This is a genomic window from Alistipes provencensis (assembly GCF_900083545.1).
In the GTDB taxonomy this organism is placed as follows: domain Bacteria; phylum Bacteroidota; class Bacteroidia; order Bacteroidales; family Rikenellaceae; genus Alistipes; species Alistipes provencensis.
In genome coordinates this window covers 2,702,887-2,728,999 of sequence record NZ_LT559262.1, presented here as the reverse complement: position 1 = coordinate 2,728,999, position 26,113 = coordinate 2,702,887, and the positions used below count along the sequence as shown (strand labels likewise).

General features: G+C 59.0%; 22 protein-coding genes. 11 read left to right on the top strand and 11 right to left on the bottom strand.

What is annotated here, in order from left to right; all coding sequences use genetic code 11:
• Positions 1–26 precede the first annotated feature (26 nt).
• Complete coding sequence (gene argS / locus BN5935_RS10565) at positions 27–1,808, bottom strand: arginine--tRNA ligase (protein WP_064976082.1); 1,782 nt, start codon at positions 1,806–1,808, stop codon at positions 27–29.
• Positions 1,809–1,923: 115 nt separating this feature from the next.
• Between argS and BN5935_RS10560 the strand changes: the two genes are divergently transcribed.
• The 8 genes from BN5935_RS10560 to BN5935_RS10525 all read left to right on the top strand — a co-directional run bounded on the left by BN5935_RS10560 (position 1,924) and on the right by BN5935_RS10525 (position 13,475).
• Positions 1,924–3,201, top strand: coding sequence for a hemolysin family protein (locus BN5935_RS10560; RefSeq protein WP_064976081.1), 1,278 nt, complete (start codon positions 1,924–1,926; stop codon positions 3,199–3,201).
• Positions 3,198–4,220, top strand: a complete 1,023-nt coding sequence (dusB, locus tag BN5935_RS10555; protein WP_064976080.1) for a tRNA dihydrouridine synthase DusB — start codon at positions 3,198–3,200, stop codon at positions 4,218–4,220. The genes BN5935_RS10560 and dusB overlap by 4 nt, the downstream gene beginning before the upstream one ends.
• A 257-nt stretch (positions 4,221–4,477) precedes the next feature.
• Positions 4,478–7,630, top strand: coding sequence for a SusC/RagA family TonB-linked outer membrane protein (locus tag BN5935_RS10550; protein ID WP_082944108.1), 3,153 nt, complete (start codon positions 4,478–4,480; stop codon positions 7,628–7,630).
• A gap of 10 nt (positions 7,631–7,640) precedes the next feature.
• Positions 7,641–9,134: a RagB/SusD family nutrient uptake outer membrane protein gene (locus BN5935_RS10545; RefSeq protein WP_082944107.1), complete on the top strand. Its 1,494-nt coding sequence runs from the start codon at positions 7,641–7,643 to the stop codon at positions 9,132–9,134.
• A 20-nt stretch (positions 9,135–9,154) separates the two neighbouring features.
• On the top strand, positions 9,155–9,628 hold the full coding sequence (locus BN5935_RS10540; protein ID WP_082944106.1) for a hypothetical protein: 474 nt from the start codon (positions 9,155–9,157) through the stop codon (positions 9,626–9,628).
• Between the two features lie 26 nt (positions 9,629–9,654).
• On the top strand, positions 9,655–11,175 hold the full coding sequence (locus tag BN5935_RS10535; RefSeq protein WP_147625808.1) for a hypothetical protein: 1,521 nt from the start codon (positions 9,655–9,657) through the stop codon (positions 11,173–11,175).
• A 43-nt stretch (positions 11,176–11,218) separates the two neighbouring features.
• Complete coding sequence (locus BN5935_RS15405; protein WP_204244906.1) at positions 11,219–11,884, top strand: acyl carrier protein; 666 nt, start codon at positions 11,219–11,221, stop codon at positions 11,882–11,884.
• Between the two features lie 136 nt (positions 11,885–12,020).
• The gene (locus BN5935_RS10525; protein ID WP_162272069.1) at positions 12,021–13,475 is read left to right on the top strand and encodes a calcineurin-like phosphoesterase C-terminal domain-containing protein; all 1,455 of its coding nucleotides are present in this window, start codon (positions 12,021–12,023) and stop codon (positions 13,473–13,475) included.
• A 56-nt stretch (positions 13,476–13,531) separates the two neighbouring features.
• Here BN5935_RS10525 and BN5935_RS10520 read toward each other — a convergent pair whose 3' ends face one another.
• The 4 genes from BN5935_RS10520 to BN5935_RS10505 are packed head-to-tail and all read right to left on the bottom strand — an operon-like array spanning position 13,532 to position 15,818.
• On the bottom strand, positions 13,532–14,020 hold the full coding sequence (locus BN5935_RS10520) for a methylglyoxal synthase (RefSeq protein WP_064976075.1): 489 nt from the start codon (positions 14,018–14,020) through the stop codon (positions 13,532–13,534).
• 15 nt (positions 14,021–14,035) lie between these two features.
• A complete protein-coding gene (locus BN5935_RS10515) occupies positions 14,036–14,452 on the bottom strand; it encodes a DUF5606 family protein (protein ID WP_064976074.1) in 417 nt (138 codons plus the stop codon).
• A 22-nt stretch (positions 14,453–14,474) separates the two neighbouring features.
• A complete protein-coding gene (locus tag BN5935_RS10510; RefSeq protein WP_064976073.1) occupies positions 14,475–14,903 on the bottom strand; it encodes a hypothetical protein in 429 nt (142 codons plus the stop codon).
• A gap of 3 nt (positions 14,904–14,906) precedes the next feature.
• Positions 14,907–15,818: a mechanosensitive ion channel family protein gene (locus BN5935_RS10505; protein WP_064976072.1), complete on the bottom strand. Its 912-nt coding sequence runs from the start codon at positions 15,816–15,818 to the stop codon at positions 14,907–14,909.
• A gap of 110 nt (positions 15,819–15,928) precedes the next feature.
• Here BN5935_RS10505 and serB point away from each other — a divergent pair, with 110 nt between their 5' ends.
• From serB to BN5935_RS10490, 3 genes are read left to right on the top strand one after another with little or no spacing between them, the layout of a single operon-like run.
• Positions 15,929–17,152, top strand: a complete 1,224-nt coding sequence (serB, locus tag BN5935_RS10500) for a phosphoserine phosphatase SerB (RefSeq protein WP_064976071.1) — start codon at positions 15,929–15,931, stop codon at positions 17,150–17,152.
• 6 nt (positions 17,153–17,158) lie between these two features.
• On the top strand, positions 17,159–17,929 hold the full coding sequence (locus BN5935_RS10495) for a DUF5689 domain-containing protein (protein WP_064976070.1): 771 nt from the start codon (positions 17,159–17,161) through the stop codon (positions 17,927–17,929).
• Positions 17,907–18,668: a DUF5689 domain-containing protein gene (locus tag BN5935_RS10490; RefSeq protein ID WP_064976069.1), complete on the top strand. Its 762-nt coding sequence runs from the start codon at positions 17,907–17,909 to the stop codon at positions 18,666–18,668. The genes BN5935_RS10495 and BN5935_RS10490 overlap by 23 nt, the downstream gene beginning before the upstream one ends.
• On the opposite strand, the gene obgE is transcribed toward BN5935_RS10490, so the two are convergent.
• From obgE to BN5935_RS10460, 6 genes are all read right to left on the bottom strand, one after another.
• A complete protein-coding gene (gene obgE / locus BN5935_RS10485; protein WP_064976068.1) occupies positions 18,665–19,678 on the bottom strand; it encodes a GTPase ObgE in 1,014 nt (337 codons plus the stop codon). The genes BN5935_RS10490 and obgE overlap by 4 nt on opposite strands.
• Before the next feature lie 292 nt (positions 19,679–19,970).
• The gene (gene leuB, locus BN5935_RS10480) at positions 19,971–21,032 is read right to left on the bottom strand and encodes a 3-isopropylmalate dehydrogenase (RefSeq protein ID WP_064976067.1); all 1,062 of its coding nucleotides are present in this window, start codon (positions 21,030–21,032) and stop codon (positions 19,971–19,973) included.
• A complete protein-coding gene (locus BN5935_RS10475) occupies positions 21,022–22,563 on the bottom strand; it encodes an alpha-isopropylmalate synthase regulatory domain-containing protein (RefSeq protein ID WP_064976066.1) in 1,542 nt (513 codons plus the stop codon). The genes leuB and BN5935_RS10475 overlap by 11 nt, the downstream gene beginning before the upstream one ends.
• A 9-nt stretch (positions 22,564–22,572) precedes the next feature.
• Positions 22,573–23,166, bottom strand: a complete 594-nt coding sequence (leuD, locus tag BN5935_RS10470) for a 3-isopropylmalate dehydratase small subunit (RefSeq protein WP_064976065.1) — start codon at positions 23,164–23,166, stop codon at positions 22,573–22,575.
• A gap of 12 nt (positions 23,167–23,178) precedes the next feature.
• Positions 23,179–24,555 carry a 3-isopropylmalate dehydratase large subunit gene (leuC, locus tag BN5935_RS10465; protein WP_064976064.1) on the bottom strand — a complete coding sequence of 459 codons (1,377 nt, stop codon included), beginning with the start codon at positions 24,553–24,555 and terminating at the stop codon, positions 23,179–23,181.
• Position 24,556: 1 nt separating this feature from the next.
• On the bottom strand, positions 24,557–26,077 hold the full coding sequence (locus BN5935_RS10460; RefSeq protein WP_064976063.1) for a 2-isopropylmalate synthase: 1,521 nt from the start codon (positions 26,075–26,077) through the stop codon (positions 24,557–24,559).
• Positions 26,078–26,113: the final 36 nt, after the last annotated feature.

The window sequence follows — 26,113 nt, the reverse complement described above, 5'->3', positions numbered from 1 at the left end:
AACCTCCCGTTTTTTGTTTTCAGCCATTACATCCGCTCCGGAACGTCGATGCCCAGCAGCTTCATGCCGCTGCGGATGACGCGGGCAACCTGCTGAACCAGTTGGAGGCGCATGCGGCGTATGTCGGCGTTCTCCTCCTTGAGGATCGAATGGTCATGGTAGTAACCGTTGAACTGCTTGGCCAGCTCGTAGACATAGGCCCCGATGATCGAAGGTGCGAAATTCTCGCCTGCGGCTTTTACCGTGGCGGGATACTCCGTCAGCGTCTTCACCAGATCGATCTCCTCGGGCAGGTAGTCCGCGGCGGCAACGCCCCCGAAGTCGATACCCGCTTCGGCAGCCTTGCGCAGAATCGAGCGGATACGCGCGTGGGTGTACTGGATGAAAGGTCCCGTATTGCCGTTGAAGTCGATCGACTCGCGGGGGTCGAACAGCATCGTCTTCTTGGGGTCTACCTTGAGGATGAAGTATTTGAGGGCGCCCAGTCCGACCATCGTCGAAACGGCGTTCGCCTCCTCCTCGGTGCATCCGTCGAGTTTGCCCAGCTCGGCCGACATCTCGCGGGCCGTCGAGACCATGCCTTCGATCAGATCGTCGGCATCGACCACCGTGCCCTCGCGCGATTTCATCTTGCCCTCGGGAAGCTCCACCATGCCGTAGGACAGGTGGGTGATATGGTCGCTCCAGTCGGCATAGCCCAACTTCTTGAGCACCAGCTTCAGTACCTGAAAATGGTAATTTTGTTCGTTGCCCACGACGTAGATCATGTCGTCGAGCTTGTTGTCCTCGAAGCGGCGGAAAGCCGTGCCGAGGTCCTGCGTCATGTAGACCGACGTGCCGTCGCCGCGCAGCAACAGTTTCTCATCGAGTCCGTCGGCCGTGAGGTCGATCCACACCGAGTTGTCGGGACGGCGGTAGAAGACGCCCTTTTCGAGCCCCTCCTCCACCAGCGCCTTGCCCAGCAGGTAGGTCTGCGATTCGTAGTAAATCTTGTCGAAATCGACGCCCAACGCCTTGTAAGTCACGTCGAAGCCCTCGTAGACCCAGCCGTTCATGGTCTCCCACAGCGAGTAGACCTCGGGGTCCTTGGCCTCCCACTTGCGCAGCATCTCCTGCGCTTCGAGCATGATCGGGGCGCTCTTCTTGGCGTCGTCCTCCGACTGCCCCTGCGCCATGAGCTCCTTGATCTGGGCCTTGTAATGCTTGTCGAACTCCACATAGTACTTGCCCACGAGGTGATCGCCCTTCATGCCCGTCGAAGCGGGCGTCTCGCCGTTGCCGTAGAGTTTCCACGCCAGCATCGACTTGCAGATGTGGATGCCGCGGTCGTTCACCAGATTGGCCTTGAGGACCGTGTGGCCGTTGGCCTTGAGGATCTGCGCCACGGAATACCCCAGCAGGTTGTTGCGAATATGCCCCAGATGCAGCGGTTTGTTGGTGTTGGGCGACGAATATTCGACCATCACCGTGCGGCCCGTCGCGGGGGCCTGCCCGAAGGTCTCGTCGGCGGCGATCTCGTTGAAACGGGCCGCCCAGAACCCGCTGTCGAGCGAGAGGTTCAGGAAGCCCTTGATTACGTTGAACGCCTTGACCTCCGCGATGTTGGCCGTCATATATTCTCCGATCTCGGTCGCGGTGGCCTCGGGCGATTTGCGGCTTCGTCGCAGCAGCGGAAACGTCACGAGGGTGTAGTCGCCCTCGAACTCCTTGCGGGTCTTCTGAATCTGCAACTGCTCGTCGCCGAGCTCTCCGTAAAGCGCCTCCACCGAACGGCGGACCGCATCCGAAATAAAGGTTTCGATATTCATGATTGCGATATGATTTGCCTGCAAATTTAGCGTTTTTCGCCGAATAATCAATCCCCGGCCCCTATATATTCTGAAACAATCCGTATATTTGCCGGGTAAACCGACCAGACATTCCATGGAAATTCTCGTCATTCTGCTGCTGATCCTGCTCAACGGGCTCTTCGCCATGTCGGAGATCGCCCTGATCTCGGCCCGCCGTTCGAATCTGGAGATGCAGGCCCGACAGGGCAGCGCAGGGGCCCGCCAAGCTCTGAAACTGGCCAAAGACCCCGACCGGTTCCTCTCGACGGTGCAGATCGGCATCACGCTCATCGGCATCCTCACGGGTATCTATTCGGGCGACACGCTGGCCGCCAAATTCGGCAAGGACCTCGCCCAACTGGGCATCCCGCTGCGCGCGGCGACCATCACGGCGCAGGTCACGATCGTCATCGTGGTCACCTACCTCACGATCATCTTCGGCGAGCTGGTGCCCAAGCGCATCGGCATGAACGCCGCGGAAAAGGCCGCAAAGATCATCGCACGCCCCATGGGGGCGCTTTCGGTCGTGGCGTCGCCTTTCGTCTGGCTGCTCTCCAAGAGCACGGCGGGCGTCACCCGCCTGCTGGGGCTGCACAAGGCTGAGAGCAAGGTCACCGAAGCCGAGATCCGCTCGATCATTCAGGAGGGCGCCGAGGACGGCGAAGTGCAGGAGGTCGAACAAAAGATCATGGGGCGCGTCTTTTCGCTGGGCGACCGCACGGTGGAGTCGATCATGACCCACCGCAGCGAGCTGGTGTGGATCGACGCGTCGATGAACGCCGCGGAGGTCCGCGCAGTCGTCGCCCGCGCGCCGCACAACCGCTACCCCGTCGCCGACGGCAGTCTGGACAAACTGCTGGGCGTGGTCTACCTCAAGGACCTCTTCCTGCACCTCGACGAGCCCGGTTTCGACCTGCGTTCGCAGCTCACCCCGGCCAAGTTCTTCCACGAGGGATTCGAGGTCTACAACGCCCTCGAACAGTTGCGCAGCGAGCAGTTGGGCTACGGCATCATCTGCGACGAATTCGGCGTCACGCGCGGCATCATCACCCTGAAGGACATCTTCGAAGCGCTCGTCGGCGAACTCCCCGACCCGCGCGAAGAGCCCGACATCGTGCGGCGCGAGGACGGCAGTTGTCTGGTGGACGGACAGTGTCCGTATTACGATTTCCTCGCATGGTTCGGGCTCGAAGAGGTTTTCGCGCACAACGCCTACAACACCGTCAGCGGTCTGATTCTCGAACAGTTGGCGCATATTCCGGCCACGGGCGAAAAGCTGTCGTGGAACGGCTTCACGTTCGAGATCGTGGACATGGACGGGGCGCGCATCGACAAAGTGCTGGTCACGTTCGATCAACAGGAACAACTATGAAAATCGCAGACATAGAATTGGGTGAGCATCCCCTGCTGCTGGCGCCGATGGAGGACGTGACCGACCCGTCGTTCCGTTACATGTGCAAGCGGTTCGGGGCCGACGTGGTCTACACGGAGTTCATCTCCTCGGACGGGCTGATCCGCGATGCAGCCAAATCGCTCAAGAAACTCGAGATCGACGACGCGGAGCGTCCCGTGGGGATTCAGATCTACGGCCACCTGATCGAACCGATGGTCGAGGCGGCGCGGATGGCCGAGGCCGCCGGTCCCGACATCATCGACATCAACTTCGGCTGTCCGGTGAAGAAGATTGCCGGGCGCGGCGCCGGGTCGGGCATGATGCGCGACGTACCGCTGATGGTCGAGATGACGCGGCAGATCGTTGCGGCGGTCAAGACACCCGTGACGGTCAAGACCCGTCTCGGATGGGACGACGAATCGAAAAACATCGAAGAGATAGCCCTTCGGCTGCAGGACGCCGGCATCGCGGCGCTCACGATCCACGGCCGCACACGGGCCCAGATGTACCGCGGCGAGGCGGACTGGACGCTGATCGGCCGGGTGAAGAACAACCCGCAGATACACATTCCGATCATCGGCAACGGCGACGTCGATTCGGGCCCGAAGGCCCGGGAGATGTTCGACCGCTACGGCGTAGACGGGGTGATGGTGGGCCGCGCGACCTACGGGCGTCCGTGGATATTCCGCGAGATCAAGCACTTCATGGCCACGGGCGAGGTGATGCCCCAGCCCTCGGTCACGGAACGGGTCGCCATCGCCAAGGAGCATTTGCAGAAGTCGCTGGAGATCAAGGGCGGACATGTCGGCATCCTCGAAATGCGGCGCCACCTGACGAACTATTTCAAAGGATTGCCCGACTTCAAACCCACGCGGCTGAAACTGGTGACATCGCTCGACGCCGGCGAACTGTTCTCGACGCTCGACGAGATCGCCGCCCGCTGGGGCGGTTACGACCTGAGCGGCACGGTCCCCGCCCCGCTGTCGCACAACCTGTAAAGAGGCTCTGCTCCGGATTCCAACACAACCGTGCCCGGCACTTACGGATCGTAAGGCCGGGAGCGTTTTTTTATGCAAACGGAAACCGCAACGCAGTATATTCGGATTTATTGTCACAAAGCTCGTTTTTTTATCCTTTACAAGACTTTAGTTCGCACTTTTTTGCCTATTTTTGTAGAAACAGACGCCCCGAAATCGCCCCGGAAACGGCCGAATTCAGAGCGGCAAACAGAATCTACACCTTTATTTATTAAACTATGAAGGAAACTTTTACAGCGACCAACACGGGGCATAGCTGCAAATTGCGGCATCTCCTGCTTCTTGTGTGTGTCCTGACGGTTTCTGTCGCAACCCCGGCAAGGGGGGGGGGGAATTCAGCCTCCGCATTAGGTAACACCGCGACAGGGTCGGACGAGGCACAAACAACACCCCAAAGTGCGACCCGCAACATCAGCGGACAAATCTTCGACGCGCAAGGCGTCCCTTTGATCGGTGCGACGGTCATGATCAAAGGCACTTCGAAAGGCATTCACACCGACACCAACGGTAAATTCACGCTGTCGATCCCCAATACGGGCAAGGTCGTTATTCTCGCGGTTTCCTATGTCGGTATGAAAAGCCGCGAAGTAGGGGTCACCACCCAAAACACGCTTACGATTACGCTCGAACCCGACACGGAGATCGGCGAGGTCGTCGTGACGGGTTACGGCGTCGTGCAGCGCCGCGAGGACCTTGTCGGCAGCGCCTATCAGATCAGTTCGAAAAAACTGGAGCTGATGCCTGTACGCCGCGTGGACAACATGCTCGACGGCATGGTGCCGGGCCTCCAAGTAACGCAGGGCATCAACGGTAACGAAGAGGCATTCCGCACCCGTCTGCGCGTGCGTGTGCGCGGCGACGCCTCGCTCGACGCCTCAAGCGAACCACTCTGGATTATCGACGGAGCCCCGGTTTACACCGGCGACCGCAACGGGCAGGTGACCGGCACGCTCTACACGGTCAGTCCGCTTTCGTTCATCAACCCCACCGACATCGAGTCCATCACGGTACTGAAGGACGCCTCGACAGCCGCGCTCTACGGTGCGGACGGCGCCAACGGTGTGATCCTGATCACCACCAAGCAAGGTAAATCCGAGGAGACTCGCGTAAATATCGGAATCAAATACGGCGTCTCGTTCCCCAACGAAAGCACCCGTTTCAAAGTGCTGAACGCATCGCAGTACATGGCCTACGCCAAGGAAGCTTGGACCAACGCCGGCAATCCTATTTCGGCCTTTCCCTATCAGGACAGCGAATACAACAGCTATTCGACGACCGACACCCGCTGGAACGAGGTTTATCTGGGCGCCGGCCAGAACCTGCAGGTGGACCTGAGTGCCAGCGGCGGCACGAAACGGATGAAAAATTATCTCTCGGCCGGCTTCTACACCGACGACATGATGCTCAAAGGCAACAACCAACGGCGTCTTTCGCTGCGGTCCAATTCGACCTATACGCTCGTAAAAGGACTCGAGGCTACGGTGATCATGGGCGGCTCGTACAACGTCAACAATATCTTCTCCCTGACACGGAGCTACTACGAAACGCTTCCGATCTTCTCACCCTACGAGAACGACGGCCACACGATGCGGCTCTACAACTATTACAGCAACGAATCGCTCACCGAGTACAAACCGTCAATGCTCAAGTTCACCCAGAACAAGGTTCCCGAACGCGAAGAGAACGACAACCGCCAGCGCACGCTGAATGCGTCGCTGAACGCTTTGCTGAAATGGGAACCGATTGAAGGATTGTCGGGAACGGTGCAATTTGCAACGAACTACATGGGCGTCTATGAAGACATTTACAACGCCCGCACCAATCTCTCGGGTTATATCGAAGGCGAACCCATGGGAAAATCGGAACGCCGTGGGACCTACAACCTCAACTGGAACAACGTCGACCGCATAAACTTCAACCGCACGTTCGGCAGACACCGGGTCGGCGCCATGGCCGGAATCGAGTTCAAGCACGAAGAAAACCGCTATCTCAACCTGAACGGCTACGGTTTTATCAACGACCAGATCAAGGAGATGGCTTACGTCTCAGCCGACAAGATCAAAGGTTCGAGCAACACGGCCTATTCCCGGTCACTCTCCTATATCGGACAGGTCTCCTATTCGTATGACAACCGCTATTTCATTGCCGGAACTTTACGCAGGCAGGGTTTCTCCTCGTTCGGCGAATATTCGCGCTGGGGCAACTTCGCCTCGATAGGCCTTTCGTGGAATGTCCACAACGAGGCGTTCTTCAAAAGCAAGATATTCGACACCCTGAAAGTGAAATTCTCCTACGGCAGTACCGGAAATTCCCGTGTGGACACCTCGGCTGCCCACGGCACCTACAGCATCTCCACCTCCTCGGGATATATCGGCAACATGGGCGCCGTGCAGAGTTCCGCACCCAATCCGGGATTGACATGGGAAACGACCCTGAAGACAAACCTCGGCGTCAGCGTGGGAATCTGCAAACGCGTGCTGGTCGACATCGAGTATTACAACGAAGTCACGAAAGACATGTTGGCGTCGAGCCGTATCTCGATGATCGTTACGGAAGACTCCATCATGCGCAATCTGGGCGAGATGCGCAACCGCGGCGTCGAGATCAACATCAACTCGACCAATATCCGAAGCCGCGATTTTACATGGACCTCGGAACTGAACCTCGCACACAACAGCAACAAAATCCTCAAACTCTACCAGGGAACGACCATCAGCAAGGGCGAGTATGTCTGGGAAGAGGGACAGCCCAAAAACGCATGGTGTCTGATCCGCTGGGCCGGTATCGACCCGGCCGACGGACAGCCCATGTGGTATGACAAACGCGGCAACATCACCAAGACCTACAATTACGAAAACCGGGTGACCACGGGCAAGGTCGCGGTTCCGAGCGTCTTCGGCAGCTTGACGAACACCCTGCAATGGAAACAGCTCACACTGCGTTTCATGCTCAACTACTCCATCGGCGGATGGCATTACACCGTGATGGACCGGATGAGCATGAATGCGGCCAGCGACATCATCTCCACCAACACGTCGGTTAACGCGCTGGAGTACTGGAAAAAGCCGGGCGAACTGGCAATCAATCCCCGCATCGCCTACAAAAACCAGATGCGCGCATCCTCCTATACCGACCGTTTCCTGCACCGCATGACCAACATCCGCCTGCAGAACGTCGCCCTGACCTACCAGTTCCCGCAGCAACTCTGCAAAAAGCTGCGAATGGCAGCAGCAAGCGTCTCGCTGGTAGGCGACAACGTCTACCTCTGGACTCCGGACCAGAAACGCGGTAAAAACAGCTACAAGACCACAATGAACGCCGGATTCCCCATGCTGACGAGCTATTCGATCGATTTATCCGTAACATTCTAATGTTCCGAATATGAAAAGAACTATCATATCACTATTGCTGACCGGTCTGCTGGGTGCTTCAGCCGGATGCTCCAGTTTCCTCGATGTGGAAAACATCGGCAAAAGCACGATCAAATCCTTCTTCGCGGAATATAACGGACTGGAAAGCGCCTATTACGGCATATATCACGAAACCTACAGTTTCTACGACAGCTATTTCGTCAACTATTCGGATCTGGCGAGCGACCTGCCGGAACTGACGCAGAACGCGTCCGACATGCACCTGCGGATTCACAATTTCGAATCGCTGCCGGAGGACGATGCCGGGTATCCGCGCCTGCTCTGGAAAGCGGGGTACAATATCGTAGTCAACGCCAACAACATCATCCATTACGGCCCGGAGCTCAAGGAGAGCAATCCCGAAAAATCGGAGGCCATCGACCGGATCATCGCCCATGCTCACTTTATCCGGGCGCTGATATTCTTCAACCTGAGCAATGCCTACGCCCAGAACTACACCTACACGGACAACGCTTCGCACCTAGGCATCGCACTGCCGCTCCAGCCGGTGAGTTTCAACGACGTAATCGCACGGTTCTCCATGGAGAAGACCTACAAGCAGGTCCTCGAAGACCTGCAGACGGCGATGACGACGCTCGACAAAACAGGCGACTCGGACGTATACTATGCATCCGGAACCGCCTGCCGGGCCTTGCTGGCTCGCGTCTACCTCTACATGGGCAACTATGATCTGGCGGAACAATACGCCTCGGAGGTCATCGGAAAAGTATCGCTGACACCCTATGCCGACTACGAAATGATGTTCCGCTATCCGGACAAGAATCCGGGCAAGGAGACGATTCTCCGCCTGAACGGATACGACAACACTTCGTCCCTGCACAATCTCTACAATCCGGCAGGATCGACCAAAGTCATCCCCTCGGCCAAACTGCTGGCCCTGTTCGACGATCCTCAGGATATCCGGCGGACACGGCTGCTGCACTATGATCCCGCTTACGAAGGGTATGACGACGAGGAGCACAGCTACGAGAAGGAGGCCTGCATGAAATATTACGTCAATGACAAATACAAAATCGACAACAACGGGCTCAACGGCCATAGCGATCCTTTCGTCCTGCGCTGTTCGGAAATGTACCTGATCCGTGCCGAGGCACTCTGTAACCGGGAAAACCCCGATCTCGACAGCGCCGCCGCCGACCTGAAGGCCCTGATCGCCCGCGCAACGGGCAAGAGCATCAGTCAAATCATACTGACTTATTCGAATCAGGAGGAGATGAACACCCTGATCGAGCGGGAGCGTATGCGCGAACTCTGCTTCGAGGGACATCGCCTGCTGGACATCTCGCGCCGCCACCAGACGATGGAGCGCAACGAATCAGCCCTGACGACCCTGACAAAACTCTCCTATCCCGACTATCGCTTCGTCCTGCCGATCCCCCGGCTGGAGATCGACAACAACTCCGCGATGCAGCAAAATCCCGGATACGGCGGAGCCGAAGAATAAACACTCAATTTCAATATGCCATGATTCAGAAAATAAGTTTCATACTGGCCGTTGCAACTACCCTGCTGCTCTCCTCCTGCAAAAAGGACGAGCCCTACGACCACCCGTTCATCTATGTCATACAGGCCGACGACGACGCTTATGCCGCGACATCGACCGTCTCGTCACAGGCGACCGTCGTCCGCACATACAACATATGCCTCAGTTCGAAAGAGCTGACCGAAAACCTTGTCGTGGACTACTCGTTCACGGTCGGCGACGGTCTGAAAGCCGGCGTCGATTTCGAACGCGTGACCACCGGCAACCAGATCGTTTTCGTGCCGGGCGTTTACTCCATGCCGATCCGTATCCGCTGGCTGCCCAGCGAGATCGATGCCTCGAAGGACAACTCGATCACGATCCGCATCGAAAACACCAGCCTCGGGTTCACGCTCGGATTCCCGGGTCCCGACCAACTGTCGAGACAGCATACGATCCGCAAAATAAACATGTAATTATCCACCTTTAAATCAATATCATTATGAAAAAGTACCTATCCATGCTTTGCTGCCTCGGGGTGTTGTTCACCGCAGGATGCGGCGACGACAAGACCGGAGAAGAGGAAGGCCCGACGGGCGAGGCCAAACTCACGGCATTCAGTTTCAAAGCCGAAAATAACCCCGACTATCTGGTGAAGGATTACACCGGCACGATCTCCGGAACGGCGATCAGCGTGAAGGTGCCGATCGACACCGACGTCTCGGCGCTCGTGGCAACATTCGAAACGGCCGATGGCGAATCGACGGTGACGGTAAACGGCACGACGCAAGTCAGCGGCACGACGGCCAACGACTTCGGCGATCCGGTAGACTATCTGGTAAGCCTCGGCAAGAAGAACACCCTCTACACCGTAACGGTCAGCGAGCTGCCCGAAGCCGTATGGGAGAAAGTCGGAGAGATGAATGTAACCCTAACTCACCTTCGCATGGAAATTAATCCCGTTGATAACAAACCATATTTTGCGATTACTGAACAAACCGGAGGTGCAACTTATGGTGATCTGCTATATGCGAGTGTAAATGGTTCGAGTATTTCATCAGTAGTTGTACAGACAGCACCGACTCAAAATATCGGATTCGGATTTGACAAATCCGGAAAAGCTTATATGTCATATTATAATTCAACGGAAGAAGTCGGTCACATAACAACTAACAAAAGTGGCTCTTGGAGTCTGGAATCCGTAACTTACGACCGACCTCTGAATTCGGGAGTAGGTCCGACGATCTGTGAAGCCAATAACGGTAACATCTTTGTTTTCACGGCTAATAATGCAGCTTCAGGAAGTCTCGGCAAACGAGAGCTCAATATGACCGTATACGATGGGGCAAGTTGGCTCACACAACAAACTATTCCCGGACGCAGCGGCTATACTTACTGGCCTGTAGCCCGCGTAAAAGAGGACGTGATGTATTTGTTAACGCTAAATCCCGTTACCCCGAACAGCTTCTCCGTCTATACCTATAAAAACGGGAACTGGAAAACAGTCATCGACTCATTCGCATATGTATCATCTGAACCGGGAGCTGAGACAACGACCTATTATACGATGGGTTCCCGAATTCCGGACATGGACATTGACAATGACGGAAATATCTACATTAATCTTACATATAAACTCGGGGCTGCATATACGAGACATGTGATGAAAGCAACGTATAATCCCAACACGGACAGCTATGAGATTAACCGGCTCGGAAGCCCTCTGAATACCGATGACGGTGATTATGGAAGAATGGCTGTCAGTCCACTCGGTGTACCCTACGCAATTTTCCGCAATACTCGAGACACAAAACAGATAGCGGTTGTCTCTCTGGATTCGAAAACCAAAGATTGGACCCCTGCAACAATTATCAGTCCCGATCAGGTTGAAACAGATTTCGAGTTCAAATTTGCAAAGGACGGCACAGCCTATCTTGCCTATTATGTTCAGGAAGAAACAACCGATGGCGTAGTAACCACACCCGCCAAGCTCTGCTTGTACAAACTGGCTACTGCAGAATAACTTTTATTTTAGCCTATCAACCACTAACCTAAATGACCTAATCATGAAAAGGATAATTCGTACAGCAAGGGCCTATGCAATGGCCCTTGCTTTGGCGGCGACGATCTCGATGACGTCGTGCCGGACACAGGATATTTCTGAAACTGAACTAGCCCAACAGAACGAGCCGGTCAAAATCTCCGCAGAAGTTCGTTTGGCAAGAGTTACCCGCGCTGTCCAAACCATCAGCGACGAACTTGTCGGAATCGTAAATTCGGTACTTGGGACTAATTACCCGATGATTAACAGCTATATGATATTCTCTTCGGATTTGCAGGCCGATGAGGTTGATATGATAAATATTTTCAACAAAGTCCGTATACAATTCGGATTCAATGTTCCGGCTGAAGACAGAGAAAAAATCATAACTTTCGGAGATCTTGTCAATTATGTAACTAAACACACCGTCTCGATTCCGCCGCTGCCGAGTAACCCGGACATTCGGATTTTTGAAAAAATCCAGGAGATCATCAACGAAAAAATGGATGTTCCCATTGGTTTAATCTGCGTCCATTCCAATATAAGGAACGATTTTGGCATGGACAGTCTGGATTTTTTTGAGTTTGTCATAGCCCTTGAAGATGAATTCAATATTGAAATTTCCGATGAGTATGTAGCCAGAATAAAAACGGTGGAAGACTGTTGGGCATATATCGAAAGCCAGTCCTGATCACACCTGAAACATCACTTGAATAATGCGGGCCGCAAGGCTCGCATTATTTTACCCAAATATCCGATCGACATTTTCACCCATGAAACCGATTCCTTTTTACCTGGTACTGGCATTTCTGACACAAAGCCTTATCATGGCACCCCAACAGAGCGGGGCACAGCCAGTGCGTTCGGGAACGCTCTTTCTCGATCGCAACGACAACGGAGTTCGAGACCGGGGAGAACGCGTCCTGAAAGGCGTTCCCGTATCCGACGGTGACACGGTCGTCATCACCGACCGGAAAGGCCGCTATATCCTTCCTGCAACGGCGCACAGCAGCATATTCCCGATCCTTCCGTCCGGTTACGAATTTCCGGGCGGCGGGATTCGCAACGCCCGGTTCCGATACTACCCCGACAGCACGGCAAACGGCAATGCCGATTTCGGACTGGTGCGCCGCCGACAGCCCGATCGTTTCAGCATCGCTGCCGTGGGCGACGTGCAGTTCGGCGACACGACCGAAGCGGGATATGCCGCACGCACGTTCTTCTCGGAGTTGGCGGAACGCCGCGACATGGCCTTTTCGCTTTTTCTGGGCGATCTGGTAAACGACGACTGCTCGCTGTTCCCGCTCTTCAAGGAGCTAACCGACGAACTGCCGATGCCTTCGTGGACGCTTTCGGGCAACCACGACCGGGATATGGACAGCGTCCGGACGGTCGTCTGCTACAACGAGGCTTTCGGAGCCGACACCTACGCTTTCGACTACGGGCCAGTCCATTTCATCGTCTTCAACAACGTCTTCACGGAAGGACGCCGCAGCTATGTCGGCAAACTGACCGAAAAGCAGTTGCGGTTCCTGCGCAACGATCTGGCACGGGTGCCGCGGGAAACGCTCGTGGTCATTGCCCAGCATATTCCGATGGCCGCCACCAAAAACAAGGACGAGGTGCTCGCACTGCTGGACGGACGCCGCTGCCTAATGTTGTCGGGACACACCCATTCGGTCTTCCGGAAACGGCTGGCGGACAACGTGCAGGAGCTGGTTGCCGGGGCGGTCTGCGGACTGCTCTGGACCGGGGAGCAGGACTTGGACTTGGTGCCGCGCTCCCTGCAGCCGTGCGGAACCCCGCGCAACTACTTCCGCATCGACTTCGACAAGGCGGATTACGCATTCCGGTTCAAGGGCATCGGCATCGACGAAGGGCATCAGGCCGATGTATGGATCGCCGACGGCAATCCTCAAGACCGGGAAATCGAGGAACTGGCCTCCCTGCCTGCGGGGAGCGTCGTGGTGAACCTCTTCGCCGGAGGTCCGGAGACGCAGGTCCGAATGCGGATCGACGACGGTGCGTGGCAACCGCTGACGCACACGGCCATGGCCGCACCGACAGTCCTGCGGTCGAAACTGCGCAATCAGCAGGGCTATCTGCAATCGAAATACGCACGCCGTTCGCCCCACCGCAATGCCCCCTCTCCGCACATCTGGACGGGGCGGCTACCCGAGGGAACCCAACCGGGCCCCCACCGGATGTATCTCGAAGCCCGCGACACGACAGCGGACGGTGCTGTGAGACTGACCGACGTGCGGGTAATACTCGCCCCCTGAAAACGAAAAATCCGGAACCTCAGTTCCGGATTTTTTATTGCGGCACTACCCCACGATTATTTCAGCACCCGCTCGACGTAGGCTTTGTAGTCCTTCACGACGGGTTTATAGTCGTCGTCCTCAAACAGCGGCGAGGAGATCAGGCAGTCGGCCGAGGAGCGGTTGATAGCCGTCGGCACGTTGTAGAGCGTCGCCAGACGCAGTAGCGCCTTCACGTCGACATCGTGCGGCTGGGCCGACATCGGGTCCCAGAAGAAGATCAGCGCGTTGATCTTGCCGTCGGCGATCAGCGACCCCAACTGCTGGTCGCCGCCCAGCGGACCCGATTTCAGCAGCGTGATCCGCAGTTCGGGCTTCGGCTCGTCCTCCGCCTCGTGCTCCTCCTTGTGGTCGCGCAGCGTCTTCTCGACCATCTTACCCGTCGTTCCCGTGCATACCAAGTGGTGACGGCTCAGTTTGCGGCTGTTCCAGTCGACCCATTCGGCCAAATCGCGTTTCATATTGTCGTGGGCAACCAGTGCCAGCACTTTCGTCTGCTTTCCCATAATCTTCAAAAAAAACTATTTCTCCTCTTCTTCGGCTTCGGCGGGAAGTTTGAACTCCGTGAATCCGGCCTGCAGGAGCGTGTTGTACCACGCAAAGCACTTCTTCATGTCCGAAACATGCACCCGGTCGCGGTCGTACTCGGGAAGCACCTCAGCAAACGCGGCTTTCAGCTTTTCGGGAGCCTCCTTGGGGCTGATCGCCTCCTTGCCCCCGGTATGGGTGTAAATCCGGGTGAAAACATCGGCCAGAGCGATGTCGTCGCCCTCGGTGAACATCGAAATCTCGGTCAGGGCGCTCACCTTGGCATTCGCCGCGGCGTTCATGCGCCGTCCGTCGAGCAGCGACTCGACGATCACGCCGTTCTTCGACTGCGCCACATATTTATAAAGTCCGGGCTGGCCCGAGATGGCCAGAATCTCTTTCAGTTCCATAATGATTCGTTATTTCGTTGTGTTAATTGTGTTGTTCGGGTTTTTCATCCTCCTCTTCATCGGGGATCGTGTACGACTGGGGATCGGACAGAGTCACAACGTCGTAAGCCGTGATGGCACGGACCTGAAAAGTTACTTTCCGACCCGCCTTCTGCCGGGGAATGGTCCCCTTGTAGGTCAGCGACGTAGCTTCGGATTCGAACGAGCGCAGGAGCGATGCGAACCGCACGTCGGACCGGTCATCGTCAAGAATGTAAACGATGTCCACACGACGGAATCCGTACTTGCTCGTTACGAACGCCTCCACCTCGACATCCGTTTCGGGCGTCACCTCGGTCGGGGCAAACGTCACTTCGCCGAACTCCGCAGGGGTCGACCGTTCCGGCCCGGAGCTGGAATTGCAGGCTGCGAGGCACAGCGCTGCGGCAGCGGCGAAAAACGTCCGTCTCATCGTCTACTCCTGTTTCATGTGTACGTCCATCTGCGGGAACGGGAAGCTGAGGCCCTGCTTGGGCAGCTCCTTGTAGAACTCCTCGTTATGCTCGAAAAAGACGTTCCAGTAGTCGCCGTTCTTCACCCATGCGCGGATCGAGAGGTTCACCGAGCTGTCGGCCAGCGCAGCGACCCACACCACCGGAGCGGGATCTTTCAGGATGCGGGAATCGGCTGCCAGCATAGCGAGGATGGCCTTGCGGGCCACGTCCACGTCGTCGCCGTAGGAGATGCCCACGGTCCAGTCCACGCGGCGCAGATCGGCCGTGGAATAGTTGTCGATGATGGCCGTGGCGATCGAGTTGTTGGGGATGTAGATCGTCTGGTTGTCAGCGGTGGTGATGACCGTCGAGAAGAGCTTGATGTCGCGCACGGTGCCCGACTGCCCCTGAGCCGAGATGACGTCGCCGATACGGTAGGGCTTCATCAGCAGGATCATCACGCCGCCGGCGAAGTTCTGCGCCGTGCCGCTCAGGGCCATACCGATAGCCAGCGTGGCGGCCGACGCGACGGCGATGAGCGACGTGACGTTGACACCCAGCGTCGAAACGACGATCAGCACCAGCAGGAGCGTGAATACGGTGCTTATGGTATTACGCGTGAACGACCGCAGCGAGATGTCGACGTTGCGGTGCTGCATGGCGACATCGACCAGTTTCAGGATGCGCCGCACGACCCACCGGCCGATGAAATAGATGGCCAGCGCGATAAGGATCTTTATCAGTATCCAGACTGACTCCGAAAGCAAAGATTGCAGCAGGGCGTGATAATCGATGTTGGCGATCTTCTCGACCGCCTCTGCGAAATGGGCTTTCTGCACACTGTCCGGCACGATCAGGGACGCCGGGTCCTCAGCCGCTAAAAATGTCCACATAATTCTGTTTTTTTTAGTTCGTCACGCAAAAATAGCCAAAAAAAGGAGAACTTTATTAACTTTGTCTACGCTTTTTGCAGAAAGCGACAGAAAACACCATACATTACACAATGCAGAACAACGTTGAAATTATCCAGATAAACATTTCGGGCGAGGACAAGCCGGGCATGACCTCGTCGCTCACCGAGATACTCGCGCGTTACGACGCCTTCATCCTCGACATCGGTCAGGCCAACATCCACCAGTCGCTGACGCTGGGCATCCTGATAAAGACCACTGCCGACAAGTCGGGAAGCATCATGAAAGAGCTGCTTTTCAAGGCTTCGGAACTGGGCGTCATGATCCGCTTCACGCCCATCACCGAGGAGCGTTACGACGACTGGGTGGGCCGTCAGGGCAAGAACCGCTACATCATCACCCTGCTGGGCCGCACCGTCACGGCGCGCCACATCGCCGAGGTGACGAAGGTCGTAGCCGAGCACGGGCTCAACATCGACGCCATCAAGCGTCTCACGGGCCGCATGCCGCTCTGCGAGGACGACCGCGCGGCCAAATCGTGCATTGAGCTCTCGGTGCGCGGGTCGCTCTCCGACGAGGAGCGCAGCACGATGCAGGCGGGCTTCATGAACCTCTCGGACATCGGCCTCGACGTCTCGTTCCAGAAGGACGACATCTCCCGCCGCAGCCGCCGCCTGATCTGCTTCGACATGGATTCGACGCTGATCGAGACCGAAGTGATCGACGAACTGGCCGAACGGGCCGGCGTGGGCGACGAGGTGCGCGCCATCACCGCCAGCGCCATGCGCGGCGAGATCGACTTCCGCGAGAGTTTCTCGCGGCGGGTGGCGCTGCTCAAAGGGCTCGACGTCTCGGTCATGGACGAAATTGCCCGCAGCCTGCCTATCACCGAGGGGCTGGAGCGCATGATGACCATCCTCAAGCGCGTGGGCTACAAGACAGCGATCCTCTCCGGCGGATTCACCTATTTCGGCAACTACCTGCGTCAGAAATACGGCTTCGACTACGTTTATGCCAACGAGCTGGAGATCGAGGACGGACGTCTGACGGGACGTTATGTCGGCGAAGTGGTCGACGGACGCCGCAAGGCCGAATTGCTGCGGCTGCTGTGCCAGTTCGAGGAGATCAACATCGCCCAGTCGGTGGCCGTCGGCGACGGGGCCAACGACCTGCCGATGCTCAACCTCGCGGGTCTGGGCATTGCGTTCCACGCCAAACCCAAGGTAAAAGCCACGGCCCGGCAGTCGATTTCGACGATCGGACTGGACGGCATCCTCTACTTCCTCGGGCTGAAAGATTCGCGCATCGAAGCCTGATCCGGTATGCCCCGCTTCCGCCGCATCGCCGTCGCCTTGGCCGCGCTTCTGACGGCCGGGTGTTACGACTCCCGGTTCGGGGAGCCGGACGGCAATGTGCCCGAAGAACCTGCGACGGAGACCATCGCCGCACTGCGTGCACGCTACGCCGGAACGCCGTTCACGGTCACGGGCGACATCGTGGTCGCAGGGACGGTCACAACCAGCGACCGGGCGGAGAATTTCTACCGCACGCTCTGCATCGAGGCAGATGAAGCGGGACTTGAGGTAATGGCCGGTATCGACCATCTGCACAACGACTTTCCGGTCGGGAGCCGTGTGACATTACGGCTCAAGGGGCTGACCGTGGCTGAGAGCCGCGGCCTATTGCAGGTCGGGCGCCCTTCCGCCGCGGGAAGCGGCTATGCCACCGACTACATCGGTTCCCAACCGGCGCTGGCCGCGGCGCTCGTCCGCAGCGGCGAGGTTCTGCACTCCCCCACGCCCGCCCTGCGCCGGATATCCGAGCTCACTCCCGCCCGATGCGGCACGCTGGTCCGCATCGACGGCCTCCGCTACACCCCCGAAGACCTCTCGGCGGCGACATGGTCCGGGTACAAATGCTTCGCCGACAACGACGGCAACACCGTCTACACCTATGTCCGCACCTACGCCCGGTTTGCCGACACCGACGTCCCCGCCGGAACGGTATCGCTGACGGGCATTCTCCAGTACGACGCCGCGGGCGACGGGCGTTATATCCTTAAACCGCGCGATGAGGGCGATTGTCGGCCTTAGCCTGCTACTGTTGTCGGCCGGATGCGACACAGCCACGGAACCCCGATTCGCCGAGGAACCCGAGGCGTCGCGGCACACCGTCGCCTACCTGAAATCGCTCTGCGACGGCCGCAGCAGCGTCGCCGTCACACAGGACATCACCATCCGGGGGTTCATCACCGCCAACGACCTTTACGGGGAATTCGACCGGACGATCGTGGTCGAGGACCCGAGCGGCGGCATCGCAATCGCCGCCGGGCATCCCTCGCTGGCCGACGACTATCCGTTCGGCGCAATCGCGACTGTTCGATGCAACGGGCTGACGCTCTGCAATTACGGCGGGAAGATCGAACTGGGGTCCGAAGCCGGGGATTACGGGGCCGAAGCGATTCCGCGCGAGGAGCTGCCCCGCTATATCCGCGTCACGCTGCCGGAGGAGGGCGAAAAGCACCGGGCCGCCCCGCTCACCTTCGGGGAGGTTTCGGCACGCCACATCGACACCCGGGTCCGGTTCGACGGCGTGCGTTTCGCCGATGCCGGAAAGACATGGTGCGACACCGACCCCGAAACGGGACGCACCGTCGCCACCGAGCGGGTGATCGTCGACGCCCAAGGCAGCGAATTCACGGTGCGGAGCGCCGCGACGTGTGCATATGCAAAGGAGCCCCTGCCTTCCGGCACGGGCTCCCTGTATGGAATCATCGACTATTTCGCGGGAAAGTACACGCTCCGTGTCACCAACCGCGAGGTCGTCTTTTAGCGTTGCAGCGCTTCCCAGAGCATGTCTTTCAACTGCTGAATGTTCAGCCCCGAGACCGACGAAATGAAGACCGACGGAACGCCCTCGGGCAAATGGCCGCGCATCTGGGCGATCAGTTCGTCGTCGAGCATGTCGCACTTGGTAATGGCCAGCAGGCGCTCCTTGTCCAGCAGTTCGGGGTTGTACTGCGTCAGCTCGCCCAGCAGGATCTCGTAATCGCGGCGGATGTCGTCGCTGTCGGCGGGGATCATGAACAGCAGCACCGAATTGCGCTCGATATGGCGCAGGAAGCGGGTTCCGAGGCCTCGGCCTTCGTGGGCACCCTCGATGATGCCCGGAATGTCGGCCATGACGAACGATTTGTGGTCGCGGACCTCGACGATGCCGAGGTTGGGCTCCAGCGTCGTGAAGGCGTAGTTGGCGATCTTGGGCTTCGCGGCCGAAACCACCGACAGCAGCGTCGACTTGCCCGCATTGGGGAAGCCCACCAGCCCCACGTCGGCCAGCACCTTCAGTTCGAGGATAAACGTCCCCTCCTCGCCCTCCTCGCCCGGCTGGGCGTAACGCGGCGTCTGGTTCGTGGCGCTCTTGAAATGCCAGTTGCCCAGACCGCCCCGGCCGCCCTTGAGCAGCACGAGCTGTTCGCCGTCGGCCGTCACCTCCCCCACCGTTTCGGTCTCGGTCGTACCGTCCTCGTTCTCATAGATGCGGTTGGCGACCGTGCCCAGCGGCACCGGGATGATGATGTCCTTGGCATCCTTGCCCGACGAACGGGCCCCGGAGCCGTGCTCGCCGTCTTCGGCGAACTGGTGGCGCTGGTATTTGAGGTGGATGAGCGTCCAGTACTGTTTGTCGCCTTGCAGGATGATACTCCCGCCCTTGCCGCCGTCGCCGCCGTCGGGACCGCCGAAAGCCACGAATTTCTCGCGCCGGAAATGCGTCGAGCCGCCGCCGCCGTGCCCCGAACGGGCGAATATCTTTACGTAATCGACAAAATTTGAGCTTGCCATGATTATCCATCGTTTTTTGTGCTGTTGATACTCCTTGTCGCCGCCTCCGACATTCGTTTACAAGTCTGCCCCACCCCGGCTAAAAGCCGGGCTTTAGGGGCGATCCCCGGATGTTAAACATCGGATCCAACACTCCGCTCCACATTTTAAGAGCCGTTTCTTAAACGGCCCTCGGGAGGGGCTTATCGCATGCGACCGGAATGCAGCACTCTGATTAGGATTGCAAAGATACTACAAAAAAAGCAGACTGCGAAACGCAGTCTGCAAACAACCCGTTATTTCAGAGGACCGTTCATACGTTCTTCGCAACGTAATCCCCCACCTCGGAGGTCGAGTGCGCCCGGGCTCCGGAAGCGACGAGGTCCTCGGTGACGATGCCGTCGGCGAGGGCCTTGTCCACGGCCCGGCGCACGACCTTGCCCTCGGCGTCGAGCCCCAAGTGCTCCAGCAGCATGGCGGCCGAGAGGATCGTGGCCATCGGGTTGGCGATGTTCTTGCCCGCGGCCTGCGGATAGGAGCCGTGGATGGGTTCGAAAAGGGCCACCTCGGCGCCGACGCTCGCCGAAGAGAGCATGCCCAGCGAACCGCTGATGACGCTGGCCTCATCGGTGAGGATGTCGCCGAACATGTTTTCGGTAACAATCACATCGAAACAGGCCGGCTGGCGGATGATCTGCATGGCGGCGTTGTCCACGAACATATAATCCACCGTTACGGCGGGGTATTCCTTGGCGATGCGCTGGGCGGTTTCGCGCCACAGACGCGAGGTTTCCAGCACGTTGGCCTTGTCGACGACCGTAAGTTTATGACGGCGCGAAGCGGCCAGCCGGAACGCCACATGCAGAACCCGCTCGATCTCCCCGACGGTGTAGGTGCAGGTGTCGAAAGCGCGCTTTCCGTCGTCGTCACGGCCCTGCGGACGACCGAAATAGATGCCGCCCGTGAGTTCGCGCACACAGATGAAATCCGTACCGCGCACGACCTCGGCCCGGAGCGGCGAACGGTCGGCCAGCGCGTCGAACAGCGCCACGGGGCGCAGGTTGGCAAACAGTCCCAGCGACTTGCGCATCCGCAGCAAACCCTGCTCGGGGCGCACCTTGGCCGTGGGATCGTTGTCGTATTTCGGGTCGCCGATGGCCCCGAACAACACGGCGTCGGCGGCAAGGCAGACGCGGTGCGTCTCGTCGGGATAGGGGTCGCCCGTGGCGTCGATGGCCGCGGCGCCCACCAGCGCAGGCGTATAGGTGATCTTGTGTCCGAACTTTTCCGCCACGCGGTCCAGCACCTTGGCGGCTTCGGCGACGATCTCGGGACCGATGCCGTCGCCGGCTAAAAGAGCGATGTTAACATCCATTGTCGTTATAGTTTATTTCGATGATATTCAGCATTTTGATCGTCGCCTTGATGGCGGCTTCGGTCTGGTCGGCATCCAGTCCGCGGGTCTTGAACACGCGGCTGTCCATCTCCCATGTGATGATCGTCTGCACAAAGGCGTCGGTGCGGCCGCCGGGCGGGATCGAGACGGCATAGTCGCGCAGCATCGGGAACTCGCGCCCGAGCTGTTCGCGGTAGATTTGCCGCAGAGCCCGCATGAAAGCGTCGTACTGGCCGTCGCCGGCCGAGGTCTGCTCGTAGGGACGGTCGTGTATCTCGATCTTGAGCGTCGCAACGGGGCGCAGTCCCTGCGCCAGCGAAAGGCTGTAATTGAGTATCCTCACCGGATTGTCCGCAAGGTCGTAGCGCAGGACGTCGGCAACGATATAGGGAAGGTCCTCGACCGTCACCAGCTCCTTCTTGTCGCTCAGCTCCACCACCCGTTCGGTGACCTTGCGCATCGCGGCCTCGTCGAGGTCGATGCCCAGCACCTCGAGGTTCTTGAGGATGTTGGCCTTGCCCGAGGTCTTACCCAGCGCGTATTCGCGGACGCGGCCGAAGCGTTCGGGCAGCAGTTCGTTGAAATAGAGGTTGTTCTTGTTGTCGCCGTCGGCGTGGATGCCGGCGCACTGCGTAAAGACGCTCTCGCCCACGATCGGGCGGTTGGCGGGAATGCGGATGCCGGTGTGGGACTCGACCGTGCGGCTGACGCGGTTGATCTTCGTCTCGTCGATGCCGGTCGTACAGCCCAGCCGGTCGTGGAGCACCGCCACGGTGCTCGACAGCGGCGCATTGCCGGCGCGTTCGCCCAGTCCGTTGACCGTGACATGGACCCCGTGGAAACCCGCCCGCACGGCGGCGGCGGTGTTGGCCACGGCCAAGTCGTAGTCGTTATGGGCATGGAAATCGAAGCGCAGTTGCGGATAGCGCGCCACCAGATCGCGGCAGAAACGTTCGGTATCATAGGGATCGAGCACCCCCAGCGTATCGGGGCACAGGAACCGCTGCACGGGAGCGTCGGCCAGTCCGTCGAGCATGGCATAGACATAGTCGGGCGAGTGGCGCATGCCGTTGGACCAGTCCTCGAGGTAGAGGTTCACCCGCATATCCCGGTCGACGGCGGCAAGTATCTCGGCGCGCACATCGGCCAGATGCTCTTCGGGCGTGCGGCGCAACTGCCCCTCGCAGTGTTTGCGGGAACCCTTGGCCAGCAGGTTCACCACGCGGCATCCGGCCGCGCCCAGCCAGTCGAGCGACAGCCCGCCGTCGATGAACCCGAGGGCTTCGACGCGGTCGGCATACCCCTTGGCGGCGGCCCATTCGGCGACGGCGCGCACGGCCTGCTGTTCGCCCTGCGAGACCCGCGCCGAGGCGATCTCGATGCGGCTCACGCGCAGTTCTTCCAGCAGGAGCCGGGCGATGGCGAGCTTCTCGCGGGCATTGAACGAAACGCCCGAGGTCTGCTCGCCGTCGCGCAGCGTCGTGTCCATTATTTCGACCGGGCGAAGCATCGGCTCGGTCTATTTGCGGGCGGCTTCGAAAGCCGCGATCCTGTCGGCGATACTGTGCAGGTAGTCCACGTCGTCGTAGCCGTTCCGGAGACAGCGCTTCTTATAGGCGTCGATCTCGAAACGCTCGCTGCGGCCGCTCGACACGACGGTCAGGGTCTGGTTGTCCAGATCGACCGTGAACTGCGCTTTCGAATCGCGGCGGATTTCATCGAAAATAGCTTTCAGGAACTCCTCGCTGACACGGATCGGCAGCAGGCCGTTGTTCAGGGCGTTGTTACGGAAGATGTCGGCGAAGAAGCTCGACACCACGACACGGAAACCATAGTCGGCAATGGCCCAAGCGGCATGCTCGCGCGAACTGCCGCACCCGAAATTGCGCCCGGCGACGAGGATTTGCCCTTCGTAGCGGGCGTCGTTCAGCGGGAACGACGCGATCTTCGCGCCCGAGGCGTCGTAACGCCAGTCGCGGAAAAGGTTGTCGCCGAATCCCTTGCGCTCGGTGGCCTTCAGGAAGCGCGCCGGGATGATCTGGTCGGTATCTATGTTCTCCACCTTGACGGGCACCGCCCCCGAGGTGAAAGTTACGAATTTGGGTATAGCCATGTCTTTGCTTCTTTAGAATTCGAAAAGTTCGCGCGGGTCCGTAATCCGTCCCGTCACCGCGGCGGCGGCCGCTACGGCCACGCCCGAGAGCATCGTGCGGGCCCCGGGTCCCTGACGCCCCTCGAAATTGCGGTTCGAGGTCGAGACGCTGTATTTGCCCGCAGGGATTTTGTCGGCGTTCATCGCAAGGCACGCCGAACAGCCCGGCTGGCGGAGTTCGAAACCCGCGGCGGCCAGAATCTTGTCCAGTCCCTCGGCCTTGGCGGCGGCTTCAACGCCCTTCGAACCGGGGACGATCCATGCCGTGATGTTGTCGGCCTTGCGGCGTCCTTCGACCAGACGGGCGAAGCGTCGCAGGTCCTCGATACGGCCGTTGGTGCAACTGCCGACGAAGACATAGTCGACCGGCTTGCCCAGCAGTTTCTCACCGGCCCCGAAACCCATGTATTCCAGCGCCTTGGGATCGGCATCGGCGGGGATCGACGCATCGACGGCCATGCCCATCCCGGGATTGGTGCCGTAAGTAATCATCGGGGCGATGTCGGCGGCATCGAAGCGGTACTCCTTGTCGAAAACCGCGTCCGCATCGCTGTAAAGCTCCCGCCAGCGGGCCACGGCCCGGTCGAAATCGGCCCCCTGAGGAGCCCGTTCACGGCCCCGGAGATATTCGAAGGTCTTTTCGTCGGGGGCGATCATGCCGCCGCGGGCACCGCACTCAATGCTCATGTTGCAGACCGTCATGCGGCCCTCCATCGAAAGCGACCGGATCGTGCTGCCGGCAAACTCGATGAAATAGCCCGTGCCGCCCGAAGCGGTGATCTGCGAAATGATGTAGAGAATGACGTCCTTGGCCTCCACACCCGGGCGCAGGTCGCCGTTGACGGTGATGCGCATGGTCCGGGGTTTGGTCTGGAGAATGCACTGGCTGGCGAAGACCATCTCGACCTCCGAGGTGCCCACGCCGAACGCCACGGCTCCCAGCGCTCCGTGCGTCGAGGTGTGGCTGTCTCCGCAGACAATCGTCATGCCCGGCTGCGTGAAGCCCAGCTCGGGGCCGATGATATGCACGATGCCCTGCTTGGGGTGCCCCACCCCGAAATGCTCGATACCGTGCCGGGCGCAGTTCTCGGCCAGGGCCTCGACCTGCCGCCGCGACTCGGGCTCCTCGATCGGGAGGTGCTGGTCGACGGTCGGGATGTTATGGTCGGCCGTGGCGGTGATCTGCGCCGGGCGAGCCACGCCGAAGCCCCGGCGTTCGATGCCCCCGAAGGCCACGGGCGATGTTACCTCGTGGATATACTGCCGGTCGATGTAGAGCACGCAGCGGCCGCCGTCCTCGATGCGCACGGTGTGTGCGTCCCAAATCTTGTCCAAAAGTGTTCGTCCCATATCAATTCTCCTCTTCGATCTTTTCGGTTACATTGAGTGCCCGCAGGGCGTCGAGGAATGCCTCGATCGAAGCCCGCGTGGTGTCGGTATGCGCGGCGAATCCGTGGACGGTGCGGCTACCGCACTCGACCTGCACATGGACGCGGCCCACGTCGTTCGAACCCCGCGTGATGGCCTGCATCAGGAACTCCGAAAGCACGACCTTCTCGTTGATAAGCTTCTTGATGGCCGAGACCGCGGCGTCGACCGGGCCGTTGCCCGTGGCGATGGCCATACGTTCGTGGTCGCCGAATTTCAGCACCACGGTAGCCGTCGGAACCAGCGTTCCGGTGGTCACCTGCAGGAATTTCAGCGCCACGGACTGCTGTTTCATGCGGTCGATGTCGCCCACGAGGTACAGCAGGTCGTAATCGTGAATCTCCTTTTTCTTGTCGGCCAGCACGAGGAATTTCTCGTAAGTGGCGTCCAGCTCCTCCGGCGTGAGGTCGTAGCCCAGCAGTTCGAGCCTATGGACGAGGGCCGCACGGCCGCTGCGGGCCGTGAGGGCGATGACCGACTCGTTGAGCCCGATATCCTGCGGGTCGATGATCTCGTAGGTCTGGCGCTGTTTCAGCACGCCGTCCTGATGGATGCCCGACGAGTGGGCGAAGGCGTTGCGGCCCACGATGGCCTTGTTGGGCTGTACGGGCATGTTCATCAGGCTCGACACCAAGTGCGAAGCCTTGGTGATGAGCTGCGAGTTGATATTCGTGTCGATATTGACATCCTTGTGGCAGCGCAGCGTCATCACCACCTCTTCGAGCGAGGTGTTGCCGGCGCGCTCGCCGATGCCGTTGATCGTCACCTCGGCCTGCCGGGCGCCGTTCAGGACGCCGCTCAGCGTATTGGCCGTGGCCATGCCCAGATCGTTGTGGCAGTGGGTCGAAATGATGGCCCGGTCGATGTTGGACACATGGTCGACGAGGTATTTGATCTTGGCGCCGTATTCGCTCGGGAGGCAGTAGCCCGTCGTGTCGGGGATGTTGACCACGGTGGCACCGGCGGCAATGGCCGCCTCGACCACGCGGGCCAGATACTCGACATCGGCGCGTCCGGCATCCTCGGCATAGAACTCCACGTCCTCGACATAGCGTTTGGCATATTTCACCGCCTCGACAGCCCGTTCGAGAATCTTCTCGGGCGTGGAGCGCAGTTTGTCGTAGATGTGCTGCGGCGACACGCCGATACCCGTATGGATACGTTTGTGCTTGGCAAGTCGCAGGGCGTCGGCCGCCACATCGATATCCTTCTCCACGGCGCGGGTCAGCGCACAGATCGTCGGTTCGGAAACGGCTTTGGAAATTTCCAGCACGGAATTGAAATCCCCGGGGCTGGAGATCGGAAAACCGGCCTCGATCACGTCCACACCGAGGTTTTCGAGCAGTTTGGCGACTTCGATTTTTTCGGTGGTGTTCAGTTGACAGCCGGGGACCTGCTCACCATCGCGGAGCGTGGTGTCGAAAATGTACAATTTCTCACTCATAACTAACCTGTTTTTAACCTGTAAACTCAGACAAAG

What these genes read in the sequence shown, in the direction of transcription:
- argS (WP_064976082.1), bottom strand. Translation starts at nt 1,808, where the DNA reads ATGAATATCGAAACCTTTATTTCGGATGCGGTCCGCCGTTCGGTGGAG.
- BN5935_RS10560 (WP_064976081.1), top strand. Translation starts at nt 1,924, where the DNA reads ATGGAAATTCTCGTCATTCTGCTGCTGATCCTGCTCAACGGGCTCTTC.
- dusB (WP_064976080.1), top strand. Translation starts at nt 3,198, where the DNA reads ATGAAAATCGCAGACATAGAATTGGGTGAGCATCCCCTGCTGCTGGCG.
- BN5935_RS10550 (WP_082944108.1), top strand. Translation starts at nt 4,478, where the DNA reads ATGAAGGAAACTTTTACAGCGACCAACACGGGGCATAGCTGCAAATTG.
- BN5935_RS10545 (WP_082944107.1), top strand. Translation starts at nt 7,641, where the DNA reads ATGAAAAGAACTATCATATCACTATTGCTGACCGGTCTGCTGGGTGCT.
- BN5935_RS10540 (WP_082944106.1), top strand. Translation starts at nt 9,155, where the DNA reads ATGATTCAGAAAATAAGTTTCATACTGGCCGTTGCAACTACCCTGCTG.
- BN5935_RS10535 (WP_147625808.1), top strand. Translation starts at nt 9,655, where the DNA reads ATGAAAAAGTACCTATCCATGCTTTGCTGCCTCGGGGTGTTGTTCACC.
- BN5935_RS15405 (WP_204244906.1), top strand. Translation starts at nt 11,219, where the DNA reads ATGAAAAGGATAATTCGTACAGCAAGGGCCTATGCAATGGCCCTTGCT.
- BN5935_RS10525 (WP_162272069.1), top strand. Translation starts at nt 12,021, where the DNA reads ATGGCACCCCAACAGAGCGGGGCACAGCCAGTGCGTTCGGGAACGCTC.
- BN5935_RS10520 (WP_064976075.1), bottom strand. Translation starts at nt 14,020, where the DNA reads ATGGGAAAGCAGACGAAAGTGCTGGCACTGGTTGCCCACGACAATATG.
- BN5935_RS10515 (WP_064976074.1), bottom strand. Translation starts at nt 14,452, where the DNA reads ATGGAACTGAAAGAGATTCTGGCCATCTCGGGCCAGCCCGGACTTTAT.
- BN5935_RS10510 (WP_064976073.1), bottom strand. Translation starts at nt 14,903, where the DNA reads ATGAGACGGACGTTTTTCGCCGCTGCCGCAGCGCTGTGCCTCGCAGCC.
- BN5935_RS10505 (WP_064976072.1), bottom strand. Translation starts at nt 15,818, where the DNA reads ATGTGGACATTTTTAGCGGCTGAGGACCCGGCGTCCCTGATCGTGCCG.
- serB (WP_064976071.1), top strand. Translation starts at nt 15,929, where the DNA reads ATGCAGAACAACGTTGAAATTATCCAGATAAACATTTCGGGCGAGGAC.
- BN5935_RS10495 (WP_064976070.1), top strand. Translation starts at nt 17,159, where the DNA reads ATGCCCCGCTTCCGCCGCATCGCCGTCGCCTTGGCCGCGCTTCTGACG.
- BN5935_RS10490 (WP_064976069.1), top strand. Translation starts at nt 17,907, where the DNA reads ATGAGGGCGATTGTCGGCCTTAGCCTGCTACTGTTGTCGGCCGGATGC.
- obgE (WP_064976068.1), bottom strand. Translation starts at nt 19,678, where the DNA reads ATGGCAAGCTCAAATTTTGTCGATTACGTAAAGATATTCGCCCGTTCG.
- leuB (WP_064976067.1), bottom strand. Translation starts at nt 21,032, where the DNA reads ATGGATGTTAACATCGCTCTTTTAGCCGGCGACGGCATCGGTCCCGAG.
- BN5935_RS10475 (WP_064976066.1), bottom strand. Translation starts at nt 22,563, where the DNA reads ATGCTTCGCCCGGTCGAAATAATGGACACGACGCTGCGCGACGGCGAG.
- leuD (WP_064976065.1), bottom strand. Translation starts at nt 23,166, where the DNA reads ATGGCTATACCCAAATTCGTAACTTTCACCTCGGGGGCGGTGCCCGTC.
- leuC (WP_064976064.1), bottom strand. Translation starts at nt 24,555, where the DNA reads ATGGGACGAACACTTTTGGACAAGATTTGGGACGCACACACCGTGCGC.
- BN5935_RS10460 (WP_064976063.1), bottom strand. Translation starts at nt 26,077, where the DNA reads ATGAGTGAGAAATTGTACATTTTCGACACCACGCTCCGCGATGGTGAG.